Origin of the sequence: Geothermobacter hydrogeniphilus (assembly GCF_002093115.1) — a bacterium.
GTDB lineage: Bacteria > Desulfobacterota > Desulfuromonadia > Desulfuromonadales > Geothermobacteraceae > Geothermobacter_A > Geothermobacter_A hydrogeniphilus.
In genome coordinates this window covers 115602-136864 of sequence record NZ_NAAD01000008.1, presented here as the reverse complement: position 1 = coordinate 136864, position 21263 = coordinate 115602, and the positions used below count along the sequence as shown (strand labels likewise).

The window sequence follows — 21263 nt, the reverse complement described above, 5'->3', positions numbered from 1 at the left end:
AGCGAGTGATTGGCTATCATGGGACACAATTTCAGCCGTCTGATGAAAAACACCCATCTGCGGCCACCTTCCCCGCGTCAACGACGTACCTTCCGGTACGCCTTATGCCGTTGGGGGGGCGGACGCCTGGCATCCGGACATTTTTGCTCAACCCGGGGAACCTGACGTTTCAACACCCTGACAGCGGGAACAGACCATGCCGGAACAACTCGGGTTGCGCACCCTCGAAGATATCAGCGCTCTCATCCTTCAGTCGCACGACCTCGACGAAACCCTGACCAATATCGTCTCCCTGGTCGCGCGACGAATGAAGTCCGAAGTCTGTTCCATCTATCTGCTTGATGACGACCAGCGCACGCTGCGGCTGCGTGCTACCTGCGGGCTCGCGGCCGGCGCCGTCGGCAAGGTCAGCATGGGCGTCCATGAAGGCCTGGCCGGACTGGCCGTCGACGAAGGACGGGTGGTATCGATCCAGGAGCCGGAATCCCATCCCCGCTACCGGTACTTCGCCGAGACCGGCGAAGAGCGCTACCACTCCTTTCTCGGCATCCCGCTGTTCGACCGCAGGCAGCCGCTCGGGGTGATTGTCATCCAGACCACCGAACGGCGCGACTTCACTGAAAAAGAAATCAGCGCCCTGTCGACCATTGCCTTCCAGGTTGCCTCCATCGTCGTCAATGCCCGCCTGCTCGACACCCTGCAGGCCCGTGGAGACATGCTGCCGGGAATCGAGGAAGAGGAAAACAGACAGGAACCGGAAAAGGAGCCCCATCCGGTCCTCAAGGGACAAGTCGCCTCCCCGGGAGTCGCCATCGGCCCTGCCCATCTGCTCGATGAACGCCTCGGTTTTACCGACATTCTCGATGAAGACGGCATCGACCCGCGACAGGAACGGCAACGGCTGCATGATGCCCTGGAAAAAACCCGTATCCAGACCCTGTTTCTGGAGAAACGGGTGAGCGAACGGCTCAACGACGAGGATGCCGCCATCTTCCATACCCACCTGATGATCCTCGAGGACCGCAGTTTCCTGGACAAACTGGACGGCGAAATCGCCAGGGGACACAGCGCTCCCTATGCCCTGAAAAAGGTGGTCGGCGACTACCTGGCTGCCTTCAGCAACATGGAAGACGCCTACCTGCGGGAACGCGCCGCCGACATGGACGACATCGGCCGACGGATCCTGGCGAGCCTGGTGGACCACGAACAACAGTCCCTGCATCTGAAGACGCCGGGGGTCATCGTCGCCCGGGAACTGCTGCCCTCCGACATGGCGGCCCTCGACCATGAACAGATCCTCGGTATCGTCACCGAGGCCGGTGAAAACAACTCGCACGCGGTCATCATGGCCAAATCGCTCGGCATCCCGGCCCTGGTCGGAGTCAAAGGGCTGCTGCGGAAACTGGAACCGGAAGCCCCGGTCATTCTCGATGCCAACTCGGGAACCTTCTACATCCGGCCGGCCGAACACATTGTCGAGGAATATCGCCGCCTGGAGGAAGACCGCAACCGCGAGCTGCACAAACTCGACGGCCTGCGCGACCTGCCCGCGATCACCCGGGACGGCACCGGTATCACCCTGCGGGCCAATATCGGCCTGGTCAGCGATGTCGATGTCGCGTTGCGCAACGGGGCCTCCGGCGTCGGCCTCTACCGGACCGAGTTCCCCTACATGGCACGCGGGGACTTCCCCGACCGGCAGGACCAGTACCGCCTTTACCGCAAGGTCGTGGAAGGCTTTGCCGGTCAGCCGATCACCATCCGCACCCTTGATATCGGCGGCGACAAGGTGCTGCCCTATTTTGCCCCGCCCGCCGAAGACAATCCGTTCATGGGCTGGAGGTCGGTGCGCGTATCGCTCGACAACCCGGACATTTTCAGCACCCAGATCGAGGCAATCCTGATGGCCGGCATCCATGGCCCGGTGAAGATGCTGTTCCCGATGATCTCCAGTATCGAAGAGGTCAAGGCCTGTCGGGCGGTGGTCAGCCAGGCGAAGCAGACCCTCAGTGAAGAAGGCATTCCCTTCGCCGAAAACATGCCGCTGGGAGTCATGATCGAAGTCCCGGCAACAATCCATATCGCCCACCAGCTCGCGGAACTGGTCGACTTTTTCGCCCTCGGAACCAACGACCTGGTGCAGTATCTGCTCGCCGCCGACCGCAACAATCCGCTGGTCAACAAGTATTATGATCCACTGCATCCGGCGGTGCTGCAGGCCATTCGCTGCATCTGCGAAGTCGCCGCCGAACACGACAAGGGGCTGTGTCTCTGCGGAGAAATGGCGACCGATCCACTCAACCTGCTGGCCCTGGTCGGTCTCGGCCTGCGCGAATTCTCGATGCCGGCGCCCTTCATTCCACGCACCAAGGCTTTTCTGCGTGACCTCGACCTGCCCACGGCCGAAAACGCCGCCGACAAAGTCCTCAAACTGGGTGACAGCATCGCCATTCGCTCCCACCTGATTGATATCCTGCACACCACCCAGGCCGGGTGACAACGCCCGGAATCGGTTGTCATGCCGAATGAAGAGTACAAGCCGGAAAGAACTTCGCCGGATCAGGGCCAGGCATGGCGTTTATCCCGGTTTTTCAACTCTGTCTGCAGACTTAAACTGGACACCCCCCAATTCTTGATGCGACAATACCTGTCGCCCTGATGTCGTCTCATCTTTGCCGAGGAGAAAACGGATGGAAACCCTGCTGCGCCACTGGCAGATGCTGCGCATGATCCCGCGTTACCCGCGGCGCGTCAGTACCTCCGAAATCGAACAACGGCTCGACTCCCGAGGGTACACCACCACCCGGCGTACCATTCAGCGCGACCTCGACAAGCTTTCGCGCGAGTTTCCCCTGGTGACCGACGGCCGCAAACCCTCCGGCTGGTCCTGGCAGCAGGATGCCGAGGTGTTCGATGTCCCCGGCATGGACAGCAGCGCGGCCCTCACCCTGCGGATGGTCGAAACCTTCATGCTCCGCATGCTCCCCGGCCAGTGCGTGCGTAGCCTGGACGGGCATTTCAGGCGTGCCGCCTCCATTCTCGACGAGCTGTCCGACAGTGGCCACAGCAGCTGGCCGGAGAAGGTCAAGCTGGTTTCGCGCACCCAGCCGCTGCTGCCGCCCGACATCCCGGAGCAGGTCCTTGACGTAATTACCGAGGCCCTGTTCCGCGACCGCTGTTTCAGCGGCAACTACCGGGCGGCGGTCGACAACCGGGAGAAGAAGTTGTTGTTCCATCCCCTGGGGCTGGTCTTCTCCGACGCGGTCATCTACCTGGTGGCCCGGATCGACGGCTATGAGGATGTCCGCCACTTCGCCCTGCACCGCTTCGTCACGACGGAACGGCTGGAACAGCCCGTCGAACGTCCGGCCGGGTTCGATCTCGACCGGCACATCCGCGCCGGCCGCTTCGAGTGGCCGATCGAAGAAGGTAAAACCATCCGCCTGCGCGCCCGCTTCGCCGCCGAAATCTCCCGCCATCTCGAAGAGCGCCGTCTCAGTGAAGACCAGACCATCACCGCCGCCAAGGACGACCGAATCCTCCTTGAAGCGACCGTCCTTGACAGCCACCAGTTGCGCTGGTGGCTGCTCGGGTTCGGCGACCAGGTCGAGGTGCTGGGTCCTGCAGCGCTACGCCGGGAGTTTCGTGAGATCGCAGGGCGCCTCTCCCAAATCTACCGGGAGACTTAAAATCTTCACGTCGCAGAAGGCATCTTTCCCAAATCGACCGCTCCATGCGACACCGACTGTCGCACCGCTCAACTATAGATGGTCATGCAAGGTTCTTCTTTCTGTCATCAAAGGCGGTTAAAGGATGTTCTGCCAACGGAGCCCCCGGGTGTTTGAAACTCAGGTCGAAAAGTTCCTCTTCCGAGGTGAGGTCGCTGAACTGCGGAAAAACCGAAAAGGACCGCTGAAGGATTTTTTTCACCCCAAGCAGATTCAAACCGTCGCCATCGACGGAACCTGAAAGGAGGCCGTTGTTGCAATCCCTCACCCCTCTTCTCATCCATGCCGGAAGAACCTTATGAGCGGCTCAGGACTGGCCGGCTGCGACATCATCGGCGATATTCACGGCCATGCCGACAAGCTGATCGCCCTGTTGAAGAAACTCGGTTACACCAGGCGGGACGGCAGCTTCCAACATCCACAGCGGACGGTACTGTTCACCGGAGACTTCATCGACCGGGGGCCGGACAACATCGCGGTGCTGAACCTGGTCCGTGCCATGGTCGACGCCGGCTCGGCCCGAGCGGTGATGGGCAACCACGAGTACAACGCCCTCTGCTACCACAGCCGCCACCCGGAAACGGGCGAGCCGCTGCGGCCGCACACGGCGAAGAACAACCGCCAGCACCGCAGTTTCCTGGACGAGTTCTCCGGCCGGCCGCAGCTCCTGGCGGAAACACTGGCCTGGTTCAGAACCCTGCCCCTGTTCCTGGACCTGGACGGCGTGCGCGCCGTGCATGCCGAATGGGATGGCCGGCTGGTCCAAGCCCTGGAACGCAGGGGCGGAATGAGAAGTAGCTTCCAGCTCGATGACGCCTTCCTGCTGCAGTCGGCCACACCGGGCACCCCGGAACACGTCTGCGCTGAAACTCTGCTCAAGGGGTCGGAAATAGAACTGCCCGCCGGACACGGTTTCCACGACAAGGACGGCCACTATCGCCGCGAGATCCGCACCCGCTGGTGGCAGAGCAGCGCGGCCAGCTACCGCGAGATCGCCATGCTGCCGGAGAGTCAGCTCGCCGCCATCCCGGAGCTGCCCCTGAAGAGCAACGGCCGGAACATCTATCCGCGCGAGGAGAAACCGGTCTTCTTCGGCCACTACTGGATGGAACCGCCGGTCCGCCTGCTCGCGCCTAATGCCGCCTGTGTCGATTTCAGCGTGGCCAAAGACGGGGTGCTGTGCGCCTACCGCTGGGATGGCGAACCGACCCTGGATGCCGCCAGGCTGGTTTATGTCTGAGCAGAAAACCGTTCACCGCCCCAATATGACAAACTTTTTCAAAAAACTGATCTTGCTTTTGAATAGATTTATGGATTTTGTCTACGATGCCGGAACAAATGCGTATTCGGAAAGGAGAGTGCAGGCACAGCAACGCTGCCGATGATGAGTTTTTGCGACGTCACCAGTTTTCATCAAAAGGGGGCCGGGAGTTTGACTCCCGGCCCCCTTTTGATGGATGAGGTGGTGGACCTTATTTCATTTCAGCGCCTGAATCTTTTCCAGGCTCTGCCTGAGAATACCGAGTTTCTCCTCGGCGGCCGCCAGCTTGGCGCGATCCTTCTCCAGCACCTGCGGCGGGGCATTGGTGACGAATTTTTCGTTGGAGAGTTTTTTGGTGAAGAAATCGACATCCTTCTGCACCTTGGCAATCTCCTTGCCGAGCCGTTTTTCCTCCTCGGCAACATCGATCAGGCCGGCGAGCGGCAGCAGAATTTCAATGTTTCCGGCAACCTGGGTCGCCGCCTGGGCGGGACGTTCGACCTGCACTCCGTAGCGGAGTTCATCAACTTTGGCAAGAGAACGGATATAGCTTTCTCCCTCGGCAACCACGTCCGCGGCGGCCTGGTCACGGCAGTCGAGCACGGCGTTGACCAGCCTTCCCGGCGCGACATCCATTTCACCGCGGATATTGCGGATTGCCTTGATCACCTCCATCACCTGCTCCATCCGTCCGGCCAGCCCGGAGTCGGCCGTCAGTTCCGAACCATCCGGATAGGCCGCCTGCATGATGCTCGGTTGCGGTCTCTCTCCCGGCAGGGTCTGCCAGATTTCCTCGGTGACAAAGGGCATGAAGGGATGCAGCAGCCGCAGCAACTGCTCCAGCACGGTGTAGAGGACGGTCTGCACCCGCTCCCGGGCCTGTGCATCCTCACCGTAGAGATCCTCCTTGATCAGTTCGATGTACCAGTCGCAGAACTGGTGCCAGGTGAAGGCATAGAGAGTGCCGGCGGCGTCATTGAACTTGTAGTCGGCCAGGGCGCGGTTGGTCGCTTCGGCGGTTTCCTTCAACCGGGTCAGAATCCACTGGTCGGCGGCCGACAGATCCAGATCGGACAACGATTTTCCGGCCGGCTGAAAATCGTCCAGGTTCATCAGCGCGAAACGACTGGCGTTCCAGAGCTTGTTGACAAAATTCCGGTAACCGGCAATCCGCTCGGTGGAGAGCTTGATATCACGGCCCATGGCGGCAAAGGCCGCCAGGGTGTAGCGGAAGGCGTCGGTCCCGTACTCCTCGACCACGGTCAACGGGTCGATGACATTGCCCTTGCTCTTGCTCATCTTCTGCCCCTGGGCGTCGCGCACCAGGGCGTGGATATAGACCTCCTTGAAGGGCACCTCGCCCATGAACTTGAGGCCCATCATCATCATCCGCGCGACCCAGAAGAAGAGGATGTCGAAACCGGTCACCAGGCAGGAGGTCGGATAGAATTTCTCCAGCGCGGCGGTCTTCTCCGGCCAGCCCATGGTCGAAAAGGGCCAGAGGGCCGAGGAAAACCAGGTATCGAGGACATCGGTTTCACGACGGATATTGTCACTGCCGCAGTGGCTGCAGGCGGTGGCGTCTTCACGGCTGACGGTGATCTCGCCGCAGTCGTCACAGAACCAGGCCGGAATCTGGTGCCCCCACCAGATCTGGCGGCTGATGCACCAGTCCTGGATATTGTGCATCCACTCGAAGTAGGTCTTCTCCCACTGCGCGGGAACAATCTTCGTCCTCCCGTCCTCGACCGCTTTGATCGCCTCGGCGGCCAGCGGACCGACCTTGACGTACCACTGCTTGGAGAGGTAGGGCTCGATCACCGTCCTGCAGCGGTAACACTCGCCGACTGCGTGGGCGTGATCCTCGGTCCCTTCCAGCAGCCCCTGCGCCTCAAGATCGGCCAGAACCTTCCGGCGGGCCTCGTTCCGGTCCAGACCGGCGTAAGGTCCACCATTCTCGTTCACCACTCCGGAGGCGTCGAAGATGTTGATCTGCTCCAGGTCGTGCCGCTTGCCGACCTCGAAGTCGTTGAAATCGTGCGCCGGGGTGATCTTTACCGCTCCGGAACCGAACTCCCGGTCGACATATTCGTCGGCCACAACCGGGATTTCCCGGTTGACCAGCGGCAGCAACACCTTCCTGCCGACCAGGTCGGCATAGCGCTCATCCTCGGGATGGACCGCCACCGCGCTGTCGCCGAGCATGGTTTCGGGCCGGGTGGTGGCAACCACCAGATAGCGGTCGGTGCCGATCACCGGATAACGCAGGTGCCAGAGATGCCCCCGCTTGTCGTCGTGTTCGACCTCCAGATCGGAGAGCGCGGTGTGGCAGCGCGGGCACCAGTTGATCAGGCGGTTGGCGCGATAGATCAGGCCGTCCTCGTAGAGACTGACGAACACCTCGCGCACCGCCTTCGACAGGCCTTCATCCATGGTGAAGCGCTCCCGCGGCCAATCGCAGGAGGCTCCCATCCGCTTAAGCTGGTTGATGATCTGGCCGCCCGACTCCTCGCGCCACTGCCAGACCCGCGCGACGAACTTTTCCCGCCCCAGGTCGTGTCGATCATCCCCTTGAGCGGCGAGCTGCTTCTCGACCACATTCTGGGTGGCGATCCCGGCATGATCGGTACCCGGCATCCAGAGAACCTCGTGTCCTGTCATCCGTTTCCAGCGGCAGAGGATATCCTGCAGGGTGTTGTTCAGTGCATGCCCCATGTGCAGCACGCCAGTGACGTTCGGCGGGGGAATGACGATGGAGTAAGAGGGACGGGAGGAATTTTCGTCGGCAGCAAAGCGACCGTCCCTTTCCCAGGCTGCATACCACTTCGCTTCGACCTGATGAGGTTCGTAACCTTTCGGCAGATTTTTTTCCATCTTCAACAGCCTCTCTACATGGCCTGCAACCGGCCTTGGAAATTTTTCAACATTACACGATCAGGCCAGGATAGTCTCAAGGCGCCGGATTTCTTATCAATCCAAGGCGCAGCCCAATGAGCGCGGAGGCGTAGCGTTCGCCAGGTCGCACACACAAGCGAAGCGGGTCTGCAACGCGGAGTAATCCTGAAGCCGGCCGGCAAAGGTTCAACAACGTTGGGCAGGCCCATATCCGCACCACCGTCTCAAGGCGTCGGATTTTTTATCAAATCAAGGCGCAGCCCAATGAGCGCGGAGGCGTAGCGGCAGCTACGTCGCACAAGCGAAGCGGGTCTGCAACGCAGAGTAATCCTGAATCCGTGAGTTCCTTGTCGGCGGACAGCACAAGTCATTGGCCTGCCTGGGATTCCCAAAAATCACCAGCGAACCTATGGGTGCGCTTCAGATTTTTGGCAATCCCATTCAGACCAAGCACTTGCACTCTCCATCCAACAGAAACTCACGGATTCAGGTTAATGAAAAAGCCGGCGCCCTCGAAAAAAGAAGTGGGGATTCTAGCAATCCCCACTTCCAGCGTCAATATCTACGCCCGCCGTCAAGGCGGACTTTTCTCACGATGACTCGTCCGGGCCTAAACAGCAGCCTTGATCTTGCCGATTTCTTCCTTGATCAGGTTCTCGGCCAGGTCGGGGACAACCTCCCAGGCCACCTTCTCGAGGATGGTTCCCGCCAGACGCTCGATAACGGCTGACGCGACCTTCTCGACAATGGCTTCAAGCTGCTCATCGCTCAGGGCCGCGACCCGGTCTTCGACAACAGCGGCGGAAGATTCGACCGGAGCAGTAAATTCATCCGCAGAGATGGGGGCGACCGGTTCAACAACCTCCGGAGCCTGTTCAGGCAGGTCGTCAGACAACTGGAAAGTATCGTCACCCACCGAAGTCGGCTCAATCGAAGCGGCAGCAGGCTCAGCCACCGGGGCAACGGGCTCAGCCACCGGGGCAACGGGCTCAGCCACCGGGGCGGCGGGCTCAGCTACCGGGGCGGCGGGCTCAGCTACCGGGGCGGCGGGCTCAACCACCGGGGCGGCGGGCTCAGCCACCGGGGCAGCGGGCTCAGCTACCGGAGCGGCGGGCTCAGCCACCGGGGCGGCGGGCTGTACGTCAGGAGCCCCAAACGCTTGATCGAAACCGCTGACCGGCTCCGCCGTGACGGCGGCCTCATCAACCAGCAGGTCCTCTTCATCGATAATGTCAACATCATCAAGGTCAAAGATCTCTTCTTCGGTATCCTGCCAGATGTCGGTCGCGTCAACGGCCGTGGTTTCAACCTGTGGAGCCTCTGCTCCCAAGCCGGTCGTCACCTCTTCCACCGGGGTCGTCAGCAATTCATCTTCGTCGAAGGAAACCGCCCCCCAGACATCATCGTCGGCAACGGATGACACTTCGGAGCCGGCATCGGTCGCCGACACGATATCGGCAACCGGAGTGTCAGGTTCGACCAGGTCAAACGCATCTTCTTCGGCCCAGAGGTCATCTTCAGCCAGCTCCACAATCGGTTCGACATCGACCGACGCGGGCTCCGCGGGCTCGAAAACCTCCCGAACCGGCTCAACCACGGGGCGTTCGATACTCTCGGCAGCACTCGGGGCAACCGGCGCAGCTTCCGGTATCGCGGCGGTGGCCAGAAGTTCTTCAACCTTGTCAATCAGGGCCTGGGATTCAAACGGCTTGGAGATCCAGTCATCCGCACCGGCCTGTCGGGCCTTGTCTTCGTCAAACGGCTCGAAGGTCCCGGTCAACAACAGCACCGGGACACCCTGCAACCCGGGGTCCTGCTTGACGGCCCGGCAGAGTTCATAACCGTTTTTACCCGGCATGTAGACATCGGCCAGAATCAGATCGGGACGATCGACCCGCGCCTTCTGCAGGGCGGCATCTCCGTTGTCGACAATGTCAAGTTGAAAGTCTTCATTGGCAAAGGTGATGCCGATAACTTTCTGGATGGTAATACTGTCATCGGCAAGCAAAAGCCTTTTACTCATGGGATGCCTCCTTGTGTCAACACAGGCACATCGGGCTCAGGGCTGCAACTGCGGCAGCAATTTATCGAGATCCAGCAACGGATATCTCAGATTCTGATAAATAAAACAATCGGCCATGCACTCAGATATATTTTCCCGGGATGTTTCAATGCGCCCCTCGGCAATTTCAACAATCCGGCCGCCGGCGGCAACCGGAACGGCAACAAGCCCCATCTCGGACCTGCAGATGGCAAGGTCATCACCCTGCAGGGTCAAACCATCAAAGAACTGTTGTCGGGCAAGCACCGGCACCGGTTCATCCCGAAACAGGCAAATCCCCTCAAAACCACCAGGGATCCCGGGAAGAACAAAAACCGTGGGCCGTTCACAAACAGCCTCGATCAGGTTGGCGTGGCAGGCGAGAGCATCACCCTTTTTACCAAACAGGGCCAGGCGGGCGTCCGAACTCATCATCGACCACAGGCCTCCAACCCGGCAGCGTCGCAACAAAGCAACACTTTGTCCTTCCAGAGGGCCAGACGAATGTAGCACTGCCGCCCGGGAACCCGCAACATCGGCGGCAGATCACGGTAACGAAACCGGTCTGCCGCGAAAATACCACAAACGCCATCGATCAGCACCCCAAAAGGGGCAAATTCCCCCGCGACAACCAGCAGATGACTGTTCATAGCCCCTTCCGCGGGGGGCTGTCCGAGAAAATCAGTAAAATCCGGCATCGCAAGCAGTTCACCACGAAAACGGCAGGCGTGCAACCCGGAATTATCGTCAGTTTCCCACTGCAGGGTATCGGCGGCAACGATCTCAACCAGCTCCGAGACTGAAAAGAGCAGGTCGTAACCACCGCGATGCGCAACCAATTTCAAGGACTCTGAACCCGCCATACACCCTTCTCCGGCCGGGTTCTCTTCAGTCATCGCCGACAGAACCCCGACAATGGGTCAACGGTAGCGCACGACATTCCCCGTGTCAAGTCGACAACAAGCAAAAATCCAAGCAGTTATGCACCCTTAGAAAGGTTTCCAGGGCACGGGGAAAAACAGTTTACGGTAGAGATTCAAGGCAAAGCGGTCGGTCATGCCGGCGATAAAATCAGCCGCCGCCGTTTCCAGCGGCTCGTCGGGACGCCGGGAATGTCCGAAGACCTCGAACTGGTCCGGATGGGCCAGGAAATAGCCGAACAACTCCTCGACAATACGTGCCGCCTTGTCAAATTCACGATCAACACCAGGGGCACGATAGACATGTTCGTCCAGCCAGTCCCGCAACGCCAGCACCGCTTCGGCAAGATCCGGCGAAAGGGTCACGATTTTTCCGCCGGCGTTCAGAGAGGTATTGATCACGTCACCGACCAGAACACCGATGCGTTCACTGTTTCGCCGGCCCAGAACCGCCGTCAACTCCGACGGGATATCGGATGAACGCACCAGACCTCCCCGCAGGGCGTCATCAAGATCATGGTTGACGTAGGCGATAATGTCGGCCAGCCGAACCGCCTCACCTTCGCGGGTCGCCGGGCGATCTGCCGCTTCAGGCGCCTGAAGCGGACCGCTCCCCTTCGAATGACGGGCAATGCCGTCAATCACTTCCCGGGTCAGGTTCAATCCTCGACCTTCTTTTTCCAGAACCTCGACCACCCTGACACTCTGTCCGACATGCTTGAAGCCGCCGGGAACCAGTCGGTTAAGAACCCTCTCCCCGGCGTGACCGAAAGGCGTATGGCCAAGGTCATGGCCGAGAGCAATGGCTTCGGTCAGATCCTCATTGAGGCCAAGAGCGCGAGAAATTGTTCGGGCAACCTGCGAGACTTCAAGAGTATGAGTCAAACGGGTGCGATAATGGTCTCCTTCCGGGGACAGGAACACCTGGGTTTTATATTTAAGTCGGCGGAAGGCTTTACAATGAAGAATCCGATCACGATCAACCTGAAAAACCGTTCGAACGGGACAGGGATCTTCCTCGACCTTTCGGCCACGGCTCATGCTGCTCCGGCACGCGACCGAAGACAGGGTCTGTTGCTCTTTATGTTCAATCAGGGTTCGTACAACCATTATACTCACTGAATCTGTTTCTTATGAACCCGAGAACGGCCCGGAAGGTACACTCGTAACGTCGCTGTTGAGGCAATGTATTGCCGTTCACTCCAAGATGCCTGGAGATGGATATAATTAATCGGGATGAACAACCAAAAGATACGGTGCAATTATAACCAATTCAAGAAAAAAACAACCAAAAAGCCTAAAAAGACTTGATTTACAGCCTGGATATTGTATTAGTATTGCCACTCTGCAATCAATCAATGGCAGAAAAACTGATAAAGAAGGAGAAAAACAATGTCCGAACTGTTGCAAATGGCAAAAGACCTGGTCGAAGCCCAGGCAACCTCCCGCTCCATGTCAACTGAAGAGATGGTGGTTTCCCTGTCCGAAATCCACAAGGCGCTGCAGGGCCTCGCTGCCGTGGGAGAAAATGCCGAAGCCGACGAAAACGCTCCGGCGGTCACCCGCAAGAAAGCGTTCGGTCGCGACAAGGTCTACTGCATGATCTGCGGTGAAGGAATGAAAACGCTGGCACGCCACCTGCGCACCAAGCACGACATGACGCCGGGAGATTACCGTAAACAGTTTGACATCCCCCGCTCCCAGCCGCTGGCGGCAAAAAATTATTCCGAGAAACGCCGTCAGATGGCCATTGACCGCGGTCTGGCTGACAACCTGGCGAAAGCTCGCGCTGCCAAGGGCCGCAAAACCCGCAAGAAATAACCACGACTGCACTTCTAAAACACATGCGGCGGGGCGTCCGATATGGACGCCCCGCCGCTGTTTCCATCCCCATCCGGCAACCGGCTGTTACTCCAGATCAAAGGAGATGCTGGTCAGCTCGTTGCCGGCCCGGTCCAGGACCTTGACCGTCCAGGCGCCCCGCCACTCGGGCAGGACCTGTTTCGAGGACCAGGTCCGCCAGTTGTCGGAACGAACCGCCAATGTGACCCGCGCCATCTCCCGTCCCTGCTTCAACCAGACATGGGTAATCTCATCATCCCCGACAGCTCCCCGCACCCGGGTAAAGCAGTAGACCCGCCCGATGTCGGCCGGGAAATGATCGGCCACCCCGACCGGTTGACGCTGTTCAACGCCGGTCGCGACAACTCCTTCGACAACCTCAAGCCCCCACCCGAGGGACGGCAACAACAGCAACAGGGTAAGAACAATCATCATTTTCTTCATCTTTCATCTCCTTTGTCTGACCTGAATCAGTGAGCTTGCCAACCGGCGGATAATCCTTTACATTCACTGCACGAAGGGTTGCCATGTCCATGAAACGAATTCTGCTCGGCGCCACCAGCCCCGACCTGCTGGGAACGCTCGAAATCATCCTCAAGCACTGGGGTTACCGGGTGCTGGTCACGTCCCGAGTCGGGGAGTTCGAAGAACTGCTCAATGGCAGCAATCCCGAGTTTATCCTGATCGGCGACGGCATGCTGGCCGCAGCCGATGAGACGCTGCGACAACGGTTGCGGGAACAAATCCGGAAAACCGGACTGCCGCTGGTTATCCTCGGGCAGCCTCACGGGCCGACCATCCCGGTACCATGGGTTGGCCTGGACGTTCCAATCGATATTTTCGCCCTCTTTGAACTGGTCCAGAAACACCTTGAAAAACACCCCCGCCGCAATCTGCGCATGGAAGTCAGGATACCCGGGATGGTCTGCCGGGACAACACCTCCGAGCTGGCGGAAGTTCTCAGTATCAGCACCCGGGGGATGTTCATCAAAACCAGCTACCGGCTTGAACCCCAGGACCAGTTCCAGGTTGTCTTCCCACTGCTGGGAATGAACCGCGAACTGGAACTTCCCGGCCGGGTTGTCTACCGCATGGAACCACGTCCCGAAAATAATTATCGCCAGGGAGTCGGCCTGGAATTTGCCGACCTCAGCGATGAAACCCGTCGCCAGCTCGAAGCCTTTCTCGAACAGCGGCTGCTGGGAGAACTGAGTGAAGGCCGACGCGGCGCCGAGCTGGATCTCGGAATGCTGCGCAGCCGGGCAGCTCGACCTTCTCCGGGCCTCATTTCCTGATCCGTCAAACCCTCCCCGCTTTCAACTCCGGCAAAAAACTCCGGCCTGCCGGACAGGTACAGCCGAGAGCCTCCCCCACTGTTGCGGCGACATCAGCAAATCCGGCACGGGTTCCCAGATCAATATCCGGCCGCAGACCGGGAAACCATGCCAGCAACGGCACATACTCACGGCTGTGATCGGTGCCCGGCGTGGTCGGATCACATCCATGATCCGCGGTTATCAGCAGCAAGTCATCGGACCGCAAGCGGGCGGTCAATTGCGGCAACCAGGCATCGACTGCCGCCAGTCCGTCGGCGAAACCGGAAACATCCAACCGGTGCCCCCAGAGCATATCGAAATCGACCAGGTTGACAATTATCAATCCGTTGTCGACGCGCTCCAGGCATTCAAGCGTGGCGGCCATCCCGTCAGCGTTGCTCGCGGTTGTCAACGACTCGTCCAGACCACGGCCGGCGAACAGGTCGCCGATTTTACCGATGCCGACAACCGGTACGCCCGCCTGCTGCAGACGGTCAAGCAGCGTTGGAGCAATCGGCGGCAACGAGAAGTCATGACGACCGGCCGTCCGGCGGAAACCGGCGGCGTCCCGGCCCGTGAAGGGCCGGGCAATAACCCGCCCGACGCGAAAGGGGTTGAGCAGTTCCCGCGCCTTCCGGCAGAGGTCGTACAGTTTTTCGACCGGGATGACCTCTTCATGGGCAGCGATCTGAAAAACCGAGTCACTGCTGGTATAGATAATCGGCAGACCGCTGCGCAGATGCTCCTCACCGAGATCACGGATGATGTCGGTGCCGCTGGCGGCCCGGTTGCCGAGGACCGCCAGCCCGGTGGCGGCGGTGAACGCCGAGATGATTTCTTCGGGAAAACCCTGCGGGTAAGTCGGCAGAGGCTGTTCCAGGGTCACCCCCATCAGCTCCCAGTGCCCCGCGGTCGAATCCTTGCCCGCCGCCTTTTCGGCCATCCGCCCGCAGGCGGCCAGCCCTTCTCCCGACACCAGTCCGGCAGCGGGCACCAAACGCCCGAGGCCGAAACGCTCGAAGTTCGGCAGCCGCAAAGAGGGGGAACGCTGCAGAACGTGCAACAGGGTATTGGCCCCGGCATCACCGTAGGCGGCGGCATCGGGCAGAGCACCAACCCCCACCCCGTCGAGGACCACGACCAGCACCCGGCGAAAGGGAGGGTTCACGACAGCCCCTCTGTCCGCAGCCACTGTTCAACGATGGCGACCCCGCTGGAACTGCCGATACGGTCGGCCCCGGCGGCAAGCATCGCCTGACAGTCCTCAAGACTGCGGATACCGCCGGCGGCCTTGACCCTGACGCGGCCGTCCGCGACGGCGGCCAGCAAGCGGACATCCTCGACGGTGGCGCCGGAGGCGGCAAAGCCGGTCGAGGTCTTGACATAGCGGGCACCCGCCGCAACCGCCGCCTCGACCAGGCGTGACTTCGCCTCCCGGCCGAAATTGCAGCATTCGATGATGACCTTGACGCACGTCCCGGGAACCGTCCGCACCACCGCCCGGATCTCTTCCTCGACATGGGCGAAATCACCCGTCGCCGCCCAGCCCTGATTGATCACCATGTCGATTTCCCGCGCGCCGGCATTGACCGCCTGCGCGGCTTCGTGCTGTTTGCTCGCGGTTTCGGCATAGCCGAGGGGAAAACCCACCACCGTGGCAACCGCGACTTCGGTTCCGTAGAGGATGTCCGCACTGAAACGGACATGGCAGGGAGGCACACAGACCGCGGCAAAGCCGTATTCGACCGCCTCCTCACAGAGCTGCTGAATCTGCCGCCCGGTTGTCTCGGCCTTGAGCAGAGTATGGTCAATACAGGCTGCCGGGTTCCCCCTGAACGAACGGCCGTCAGGTGCGGTAATCGGCATTGATCTTGACGTAATCATAGGTCAAATCGGAGGTGTAATAGCTGAAACAGTCCGTGCCCAGACCGAGGTCGACGGTGACCCGGAACTCTGCCTGTCTGAGGACTTCGCTCGCCTCGGCCTCCTGTTCGGCACCGGTGCTTACACCGGCGCGAACCACCGGAACCCGGTCAAAATCGATGGCCACCAGATTCGGATCGACGCGCGCTTCGGAATAACCGGCCGCGGCAATGATCCGTCCCCAGTTGGCGTCTTCCCCGAAAAAGGCTGTTTTGACAAGACTCGATGTGGCGATACTGCGTGCCGCGGCGCGCGCGTCCGCTTCGCTTTCCGCGCCACGCACGGCAATTTCCACCAGTTTGGTCGCCCCCTCGCCATCCCGCACGATCATTTTGGCCAGATCAAGCAGCACCGCCTGCAGGGCCTCAGAAAACTGTTCGGCGGCCGAACTGCCGGGGAGAATGGCATCCCCCTCTCCCTGCCCGTTGGCCATAACCAGGACCATGTCGTTGGTCGAGGTATCACCATCGACGGTTATGGCATTGAAGCTGCGGTCGACCGCCGCCGCCAGCAATTGCTGCAGCAACGCGGCATCAATCCGTGCATCACTGACCACGAAACCGAGCATGGTTGCCATGTTCGGGTGAATCATCCCCGCCCCTTTGGCAATACCGAGGACACGACAGCCATCCAGTTCCCGCCAGGAAAGCTTGGCAAAGGAGTCGGTGGTGCGGATGGCTTCGGCCAATCCCTCGGCGCCGTCGGCGACAAGCTCCGACCCGAGCAGGGGAATATGCTTTTCCAGCCTGTCCATCGGCAGAGCCTGGCCGATGACACCGGTCGAAGAAACAACCACGAGGTCCTCCGGCAGACCGAGGGTGTGGGCCGTGAGTTCCGTCATGCGCAGAGCATCCCTGATTCCCCGGTCACCGGTGCAGGCATTGGCATTGCCGCTGTTGACGACAACGGCCTGGCAACGCCCCCCGGCAATCCGGGGGCGGGAAATCACCACCGGGGCGGCAACCACCTGGTTGCGGGTGAAGACCCCGGCGCAGGCGGCCGGGACTTCGGAATAGATCAGTCCGAGATCGGCCTTCGCGGACGACTTGATGCCGGCCGGCCGGGACGCGAATTTGAATCCCCGCACCCGGGGAACCTGGTTATTTTTCATCATTCAATCTCTCCTGCCGGGGGAAACGGACCACCACGCCGGTCCCGTCGTCGCCCCGAGGGACCAGCTGAATCGAACCGCCGAGACGATCAACGATGGCGCGACAGATCGCCAGACCGATACCAACCCCCGGCGGCTTGCCCGACGTGATATCTCCGAGCTGGGTGTATTGTTCAAATATAACATCGGCCGCCTCCGGCGGCACCCGGGTGCCCTGGTTGAAAACATGCAGCTCCAGCCCACCCTCCAGCGGCCGCAACCGAACTTCCAGCAACCCGCCCGGACAATTGAATTTTATCGCGTTGTCGATCAGGGCCGCCAGCAGGTAACGCAGGCGGTCCGGGTCCGCCAGGACTTCCGGCAGTTCGGCGGGACGATGATATTCCAACCGCAACCGCATCCGTTCGATGTCGTCCCGTCGTCGCCGCAGTTCCCCGGCAAGCATCCCGGCAACATCGACCGACTGCTCCTCCCAGCGCCCGAAACCGCTCTCCAGGCTGAACAGGGTCAGCATGTCGTTGATCAGCTGCTTCATCTGCAGCCCCTCGCCATGCACCCGCTGCAGATAGGCCCGCAGTTCTTCGGCATCAAGCTGGTCGAAATGATTCATGGCCAGATCGACATAGCCGAGGACCGAAGTCAGCGGCGTCTTCAGTTCGTGGGACAGGTTGCAGACAAGACGGGAACGACCGCGCAGCAACTGCTGCAACCGGACATTGCTGCGTTCCAGTTCGGCACGGGACTGCTGCAGTTCGGCGACCAGGCGAAAATTCTCCAGGGCCAGCATCGCCTGGTGGGCCACGCCATTGAGCAGATGCAGATCGATGCTGCCGAAGGGAGCGTCGTCCTGCTTGTTGGTGACATTGAGCACCCCCCGAACCTGCCCGCGGCAGACCAGCGGCACCGACAGCAGTGACCGGGAAAGGTAATGATCGAAATCGTTGCGGTTGACGAACCGGTCGTCGGCATCCAGGTCGGGAACCAGCAGCGGCTCCCCCGTCGCCAGCACAAGACCGGCAATGCCCTCACCGGGAGCCAGCCGGGTTTCGGCGATCACTTCGGGCGGCAGGCCGCGGGCAGCGGCGATGCGCAGGCAGCCACTGTCGTCACAAAGCATCAGTGAACAGTGCCGCACCCCGACCGCCGCCATGATCCGTTCGACCAGGGCATCGAGATAACTCGCCAGGTCGGGACTGGAATGCGCCGCCTCGGCGGCATGGCGCATCAGCAGCAGATCTTCCAGGTGTCCGCGGGCCTCGGCTTCTCCGGAGACCAGCGCCCGGTAATCCCGGGAAAGCCCCTCATCCCGAGGGTCAGTCGGGCTCACGACGGCTCCCGCACCGGGTCAGCCGCAACATTTCTTATATTTCTTGCCGCTGCCGCAGGGACAGGGCTCGTTGCGGCCGATCTTCTCCGGGTTGACTTTCGGCGTTCTCGCCGCCGGCGCCGGACCGCCCGTGCGACCGATGGCGAGACGCTGCTGGCGCTCTTCCTGCTCCATCTTCTCGACTTCCTCTTCGCGCACCAGCTGCACACGGAAGAGTTTCTGCACCACTTCCTGGCGGATCCGCCCCATCATCTCCATGAACAGCTCGTAGGCTTCCCGCTTGTACTCTTCCTTGGGATTCTTCTGCCCGTAACCGCGCAGCCCGATACCTTCCTTCAGGTAATCGATGGACAGCAGGTGGTCCTTCCACTGGCTGTCAATCGACTGCAGCAGCAGAACCTTCATCAGGTGATCGAAAACCGGCGGCGTGAAATCATCGCGCTTTTCATCAAGGCGCTGGCGGGCCTGCTCGATCAGGACTTCTTCGAGCTGTTCACGGGTCAGGTCGGGAGTCGGCTCGGGCAGGGTCGGCCGGAGGAAGAACTGGGCGTGGCAGTCGTCGATCAGGCTTTTCCAGTTCCAGTCGGCCGCCGGAACCTTGTCCGGGCAGAAAGTGTCGATCATATCCTGCACCATCTCGGTAACGATGCCGTCGACCGTTTCACGGATATTCTCGCCGGCCAGCACCTCGCGACGCTGCTGATAGATCACCTCGCGCTGGCGATTCATGACATCGTCATATTCGATCAGGTGTTTCCGGATCTCGAAGTTGTGCGCCTCGACCTTCTTCTGCGCATTCTCGATCGCCTTGGAAATCATGCCGTGCTCGATCGGCTCGCCCTCGGGGATCTTCAGCTTGTCCATCACGTAGGCAACCCGCTCGGAACCGAAAATGCGCAACAGATCGTCATCGAGGCCGAGATAGAAACGGCTTTCCCCCGGGTCGCCCTGGCGACCCGAACGGCCGCGCAACTGGTTGTCGATACGGCGCGACTCATGGCGTTCGGTACCGAGGATATAGAGACCGCCGGCAGCGAGGACCGCTTCTCTTTCCGCGGCGCAGATCGGCTTGAAATGCTCCAGCGCTTCGGCAAAGGCCTGCTCGAAATCCTCGGCGTCCTGGGCCTGACGGCGGGCGAGCATCTCCGGGTTGCCGCCGAGAACGATATCGGTACCGCGGCCCGCCATATTGGTGGCGATGGTCACCGCCCCCTTGCGGCCCGCCTGGGCGACAATGAACGCCTCCTGTTCGTGATGCTTGGCGTTGAGAACATTGTGCGGCACGCCCTTCTTTTTCAGCAGTTCGTGAAGACGCTCGGAGTTCTCGATCGAAATCGTACCGACCAGCACCGGCTGCCCCTTTTCATGACAACGCCTGATATCCTCCACCACCGCGTTGAACTTGTCCTTCTCGGTCTTGTAGATGACATCCGGCTGGTCCTTGCGCTGCATCGGCCGGTTGGTCGGGACCACCACCACGTCGAGCTTGTAGATCTCCTGAAACTCGGCCGCTTCGGTGTCGGCGGTACCGGTCATCCCGGAGAGCTTTTCATACATCCGGAAATAGTTCTGGAAGGTGATGGTCGCCAGGGTCTGGTTCTCGCTCTCGATCTTCACCCCCTCCTTGGCTTCCACCGCCTGGTGCAGACCATCGCTCCAGCGCCTTCCCGGCATCAGTCGTCCGGTGAACTCGTCGACGATCTGCACTTCACCGTCCTTGACCACATAGTCGACATCCCGTTTGAAGAGCGCGTGCGCCTTGAGGGCCTGATTGACATGGTGAAGGATTTCGATATTGCCCGGCTCGTAGAGGTTGTCGACCCCGAGCAGTTTTTCGACCTTGGCGACCCCCTCTTCAGTCAACGAAGCGGCCTTGGCTTTTTCATCAACGGTGTAATCACCGGTGTACTCTTTGACCGACTGACCGATCTTGCCGTCGCGGTGCTCGATCATCTCGCCCTTCTTGAGACTCGGGATGATGCGGTTGACGCTGTAGTAGAGTTCGCTCGACGTCTCGGACGGTCCGGAGATGATCAGCGGTGTCCTCGCCTCATCGATCAGAATCGAGTCGACCTCATCGACAATAGCAAAATGGTGCTCGCGCTGGACATAATCCTCCAGGGCGAACTTCATATTGTCACGCAGATAGTCGAACCCGAACTCGTTGTTGGTGCCGTAGGTGACATCACAGCCATAGGCTTCCTGGCGCTGCTTCTCATTGAGACCGTGAACAATACAGCCGACCTTGAGACCGAGAAAACGGTGGACCTGGCCCATCCATTCGGAGTCACGTTTCGCCAGGTAATCGTTGACCGTGACAACATGGACTCCCCTGCCGGTCAGGGCATTGAGGTAACTCGGCAGGGTGGCCACCAGGGTCTTGCCTTCACCGGTTTTCATTTCGGCGATCTTGCCCTGATGCAGCACCATGCCGCCGACCAGCTGAACATCAAAGTGACGCATCCCGAGGACCCTTACCGCGGCCTCGCGAACCACGGCGAAGGCCTCCGGCAGCAGATCGTCGAGGGGCTCTCCCTGCTCCAGCCGCTGCCTGAACTCCGCCGTCTTGCCCCGCAGCTGTTCATCGTCGAGAGCCTGCATCTGCGGTTCGAGACTGTTGATCAGGTCGACCTGCGGCTGCATCTTCTTGATCGTCCGTTCATTCTTGCTGCCGACCACCTTTTTAACCAAAGCGCCAATCATAGCGTTACTCCTGAAGGTATAATCCCCGTCACGCGGGGCGAAAAGCGCTGAATTCTACCACAGCAACACCCCGCTCACAAGACGCAAGGAACTCACCGAAGAGGTGAAGGCAACGAAGCAGATTCAACCGTAACGACAGCCGAATCCCGAAATTGCCGGTGGATTTGGGAGTTCTTCCGGGCAAGACTCGAAAAGA

At 60.3% G+C, this 21263-nt stretch carries 16 protein-coding genes; 5 read left to right on the top strand and 11 right to left on the bottom strand.

Going from position 1 to position 21263, the window contains the following annotated elements; genetic code table 11:
• Positions 1 to 196: 196 nt before the first annotated feature.
• The 3 genes from ptsP (at position 197) to B5V00_RS08185 (ending at position 4968) form a co-directional block, all read left to right on the top strand.
• Positions 197 to 2497: a phosphoenolpyruvate--protein phosphotransferase gene (gene ptsP, locus B5V00_RS08195; RefSeq protein WP_085010287.1), complete on the top strand. Its 2301-nt coding sequence runs from the start codon at positions 197 to 199 to the stop codon at positions 2495 to 2497.
• A 193-nt stretch (positions 2498 to 2690) separates the two neighbouring features.
• Positions 2691 to 3689, top strand: a complete 999-nt coding sequence (locus B5V00_RS08190; protein WP_085010286.1) for a helix-turn-helix transcriptional regulator — start codon at positions 2691 to 2693, stop codon at positions 3687 to 3689.
• Between the two features lie 337 nt (positions 3690 to 4026).
• On the top strand, positions 4027 to 4968 hold the full coding sequence (locus B5V00_RS08185; RefSeq protein WP_085010285.1) for a metallophosphoesterase: 942 nt from the start codon (positions 4027 to 4029) through the stop codon (positions 4966 to 4968).
• Between the two features lie 237 nt (positions 4969 to 5205).
• Here B5V00_RS08185 and B5V00_RS08180 read toward each other — a convergent pair whose 3' ends face one another.
• From B5V00_RS08180 to B5V00_RS08160, 5 genes are all read right to left on the bottom strand, one after another.
• Complete coding sequence (locus tag B5V00_RS08180) at positions 5206 to 7863, bottom strand: valine--tRNA ligase (protein ID WP_085010284.1); 2658 nt, start codon at positions 7861 to 7863, stop codon at positions 5206 to 5208.
• Between the two features lie 631 nt (positions 7864 to 8494).
• Entirely contained in the window at positions 8495 to 9907 is a 1413-nt protein-coding gene (locus B5V00_RS17530; RefSeq protein WP_085010283.1) for a response regulator, read from the bottom strand.
• A gap of 36 nt (positions 9908 to 9943) precedes the next feature.
• Complete coding sequence (locus B5V00_RS08170) at positions 9944 to 10360, bottom strand: hypothetical protein (RefSeq protein WP_085010282.1); 417 nt, start codon at positions 10358 to 10360, stop codon at positions 9944 to 9946.
• On the bottom strand, positions 10357 to 10788 hold the full coding sequence (locus B5V00_RS08165; RefSeq protein WP_085010281.1) for a CheW domain-containing protein: 432 nt from the start codon (positions 10786 to 10788) through the stop codon (positions 10357 to 10359). The genes B5V00_RS08170 and B5V00_RS08165 overlap by 4 nt, the downstream gene beginning before the upstream one ends.
• A gap of 126 nt (positions 10789 to 10914) precedes the next feature.
• Positions 10915 to 11955, bottom strand: coding sequence for a deoxyguanosinetriphosphate triphosphohydrolase (locus tag B5V00_RS08160; RefSeq protein ID WP_085010280.1), 1041 nt, complete (start codon positions 11953 to 11955; stop codon positions 10915 to 10917).
• Positions 11956 to 12237: 282 nt separating this feature from the next.
• Between B5V00_RS08160 and B5V00_RS08155 the strand changes: the two genes are divergently transcribed.
• A complete protein-coding gene (locus B5V00_RS08155) occupies positions 12238 to 12666 on the top strand; it encodes a Ros/MucR family transcriptional regulator (protein WP_085010279.1) in 429 nt (142 codons plus the stop codon).
• Between the two features lie 87 nt (positions 12667 to 12753).
• Here the strand turns inward: B5V00_RS08155 and B5V00_RS08150 are convergent, their stop codons facing one another.
• A complete protein-coding gene (locus B5V00_RS08150) occupies positions 12754 to 13131 on the bottom strand; it encodes a DUF2914 domain-containing protein (protein WP_085010278.1) in 378 nt (125 codons plus the stop codon).
• An 83-nt stretch (positions 13132 to 13214) separates the two neighbouring features.
• Between B5V00_RS08150 and B5V00_RS08145 the strand changes: the two genes are divergently transcribed.
• A complete protein-coding gene (locus tag B5V00_RS08145; protein ID WP_085010277.1) occupies positions 13215 to 13982 on the top strand; it encodes a PilZ domain-containing protein in 768 nt (255 codons plus the stop codon).
• 4 nt (positions 13983 to 13986) lie between these two features.
• On the opposite strand, the gene B5V00_RS08140 is transcribed toward B5V00_RS08145, so the two are convergent.
• From B5V00_RS08140 to secA, 5 genes are read right to left on the bottom strand one after another with little or no spacing between them, the layout of a single operon-like run.
• Positions 13987 to 15171 carry a phosphopentomutase gene (locus tag B5V00_RS08140; RefSeq protein WP_085010276.1) on the bottom strand — a complete coding sequence of 395 codons (1185 nt, stop codon included), beginning with the start codon at positions 15169 to 15171 and terminating at the stop codon, positions 13987 to 13989.
• A complete protein-coding gene (deoC, locus tag B5V00_RS08135; RefSeq protein WP_085010275.1) occupies positions 15168 to 15869 on the bottom strand; it encodes a deoxyribose-phosphate aldolase in 702 nt (233 codons plus the stop codon). The genes B5V00_RS08140 and deoC overlap by 4 nt, the downstream gene beginning before the upstream one ends.
• Positions 15850 to 17037, bottom strand: coding sequence for a bifunctional glutamate N-acetyltransferase/amino-acid acetyltransferase ArgJ (gene argJ, locus B5V00_RS08130; protein ID WP_085010302.1), 1188 nt, complete (start codon positions 17035 to 17037; stop codon positions 15850 to 15852). The genes deoC and argJ overlap by 20 nt, the downstream gene beginning before the upstream one ends.
• The gene (locus tag B5V00_RS08125; RefSeq protein WP_085010274.1) at positions 17027 to 18364 is read right to left on the bottom strand and encodes a GAF domain-containing sensor histidine kinase; all 1338 of its coding nucleotides are present in this window, start codon (positions 18362 to 18364) and stop codon (positions 17027 to 17029) included. Before B5V00_RS08125 ends, argJ begins: the two co-directional genes overlap by 11 nt.
• Positions 18365 to 18382: 18 nt before the next feature.
• The gene (gene secA, locus B5V00_RS08120) at positions 18383 to 21067 is read right to left on the bottom strand and encodes a preprotein translocase subunit SecA (protein WP_085010273.1); all 2685 of its coding nucleotides are present in this window, start codon (positions 21065 to 21067) and stop codon (positions 18383 to 18385) included.
• Between the last annotated feature and the right edge of the window lie 196 nt (positions 21068 to 21263).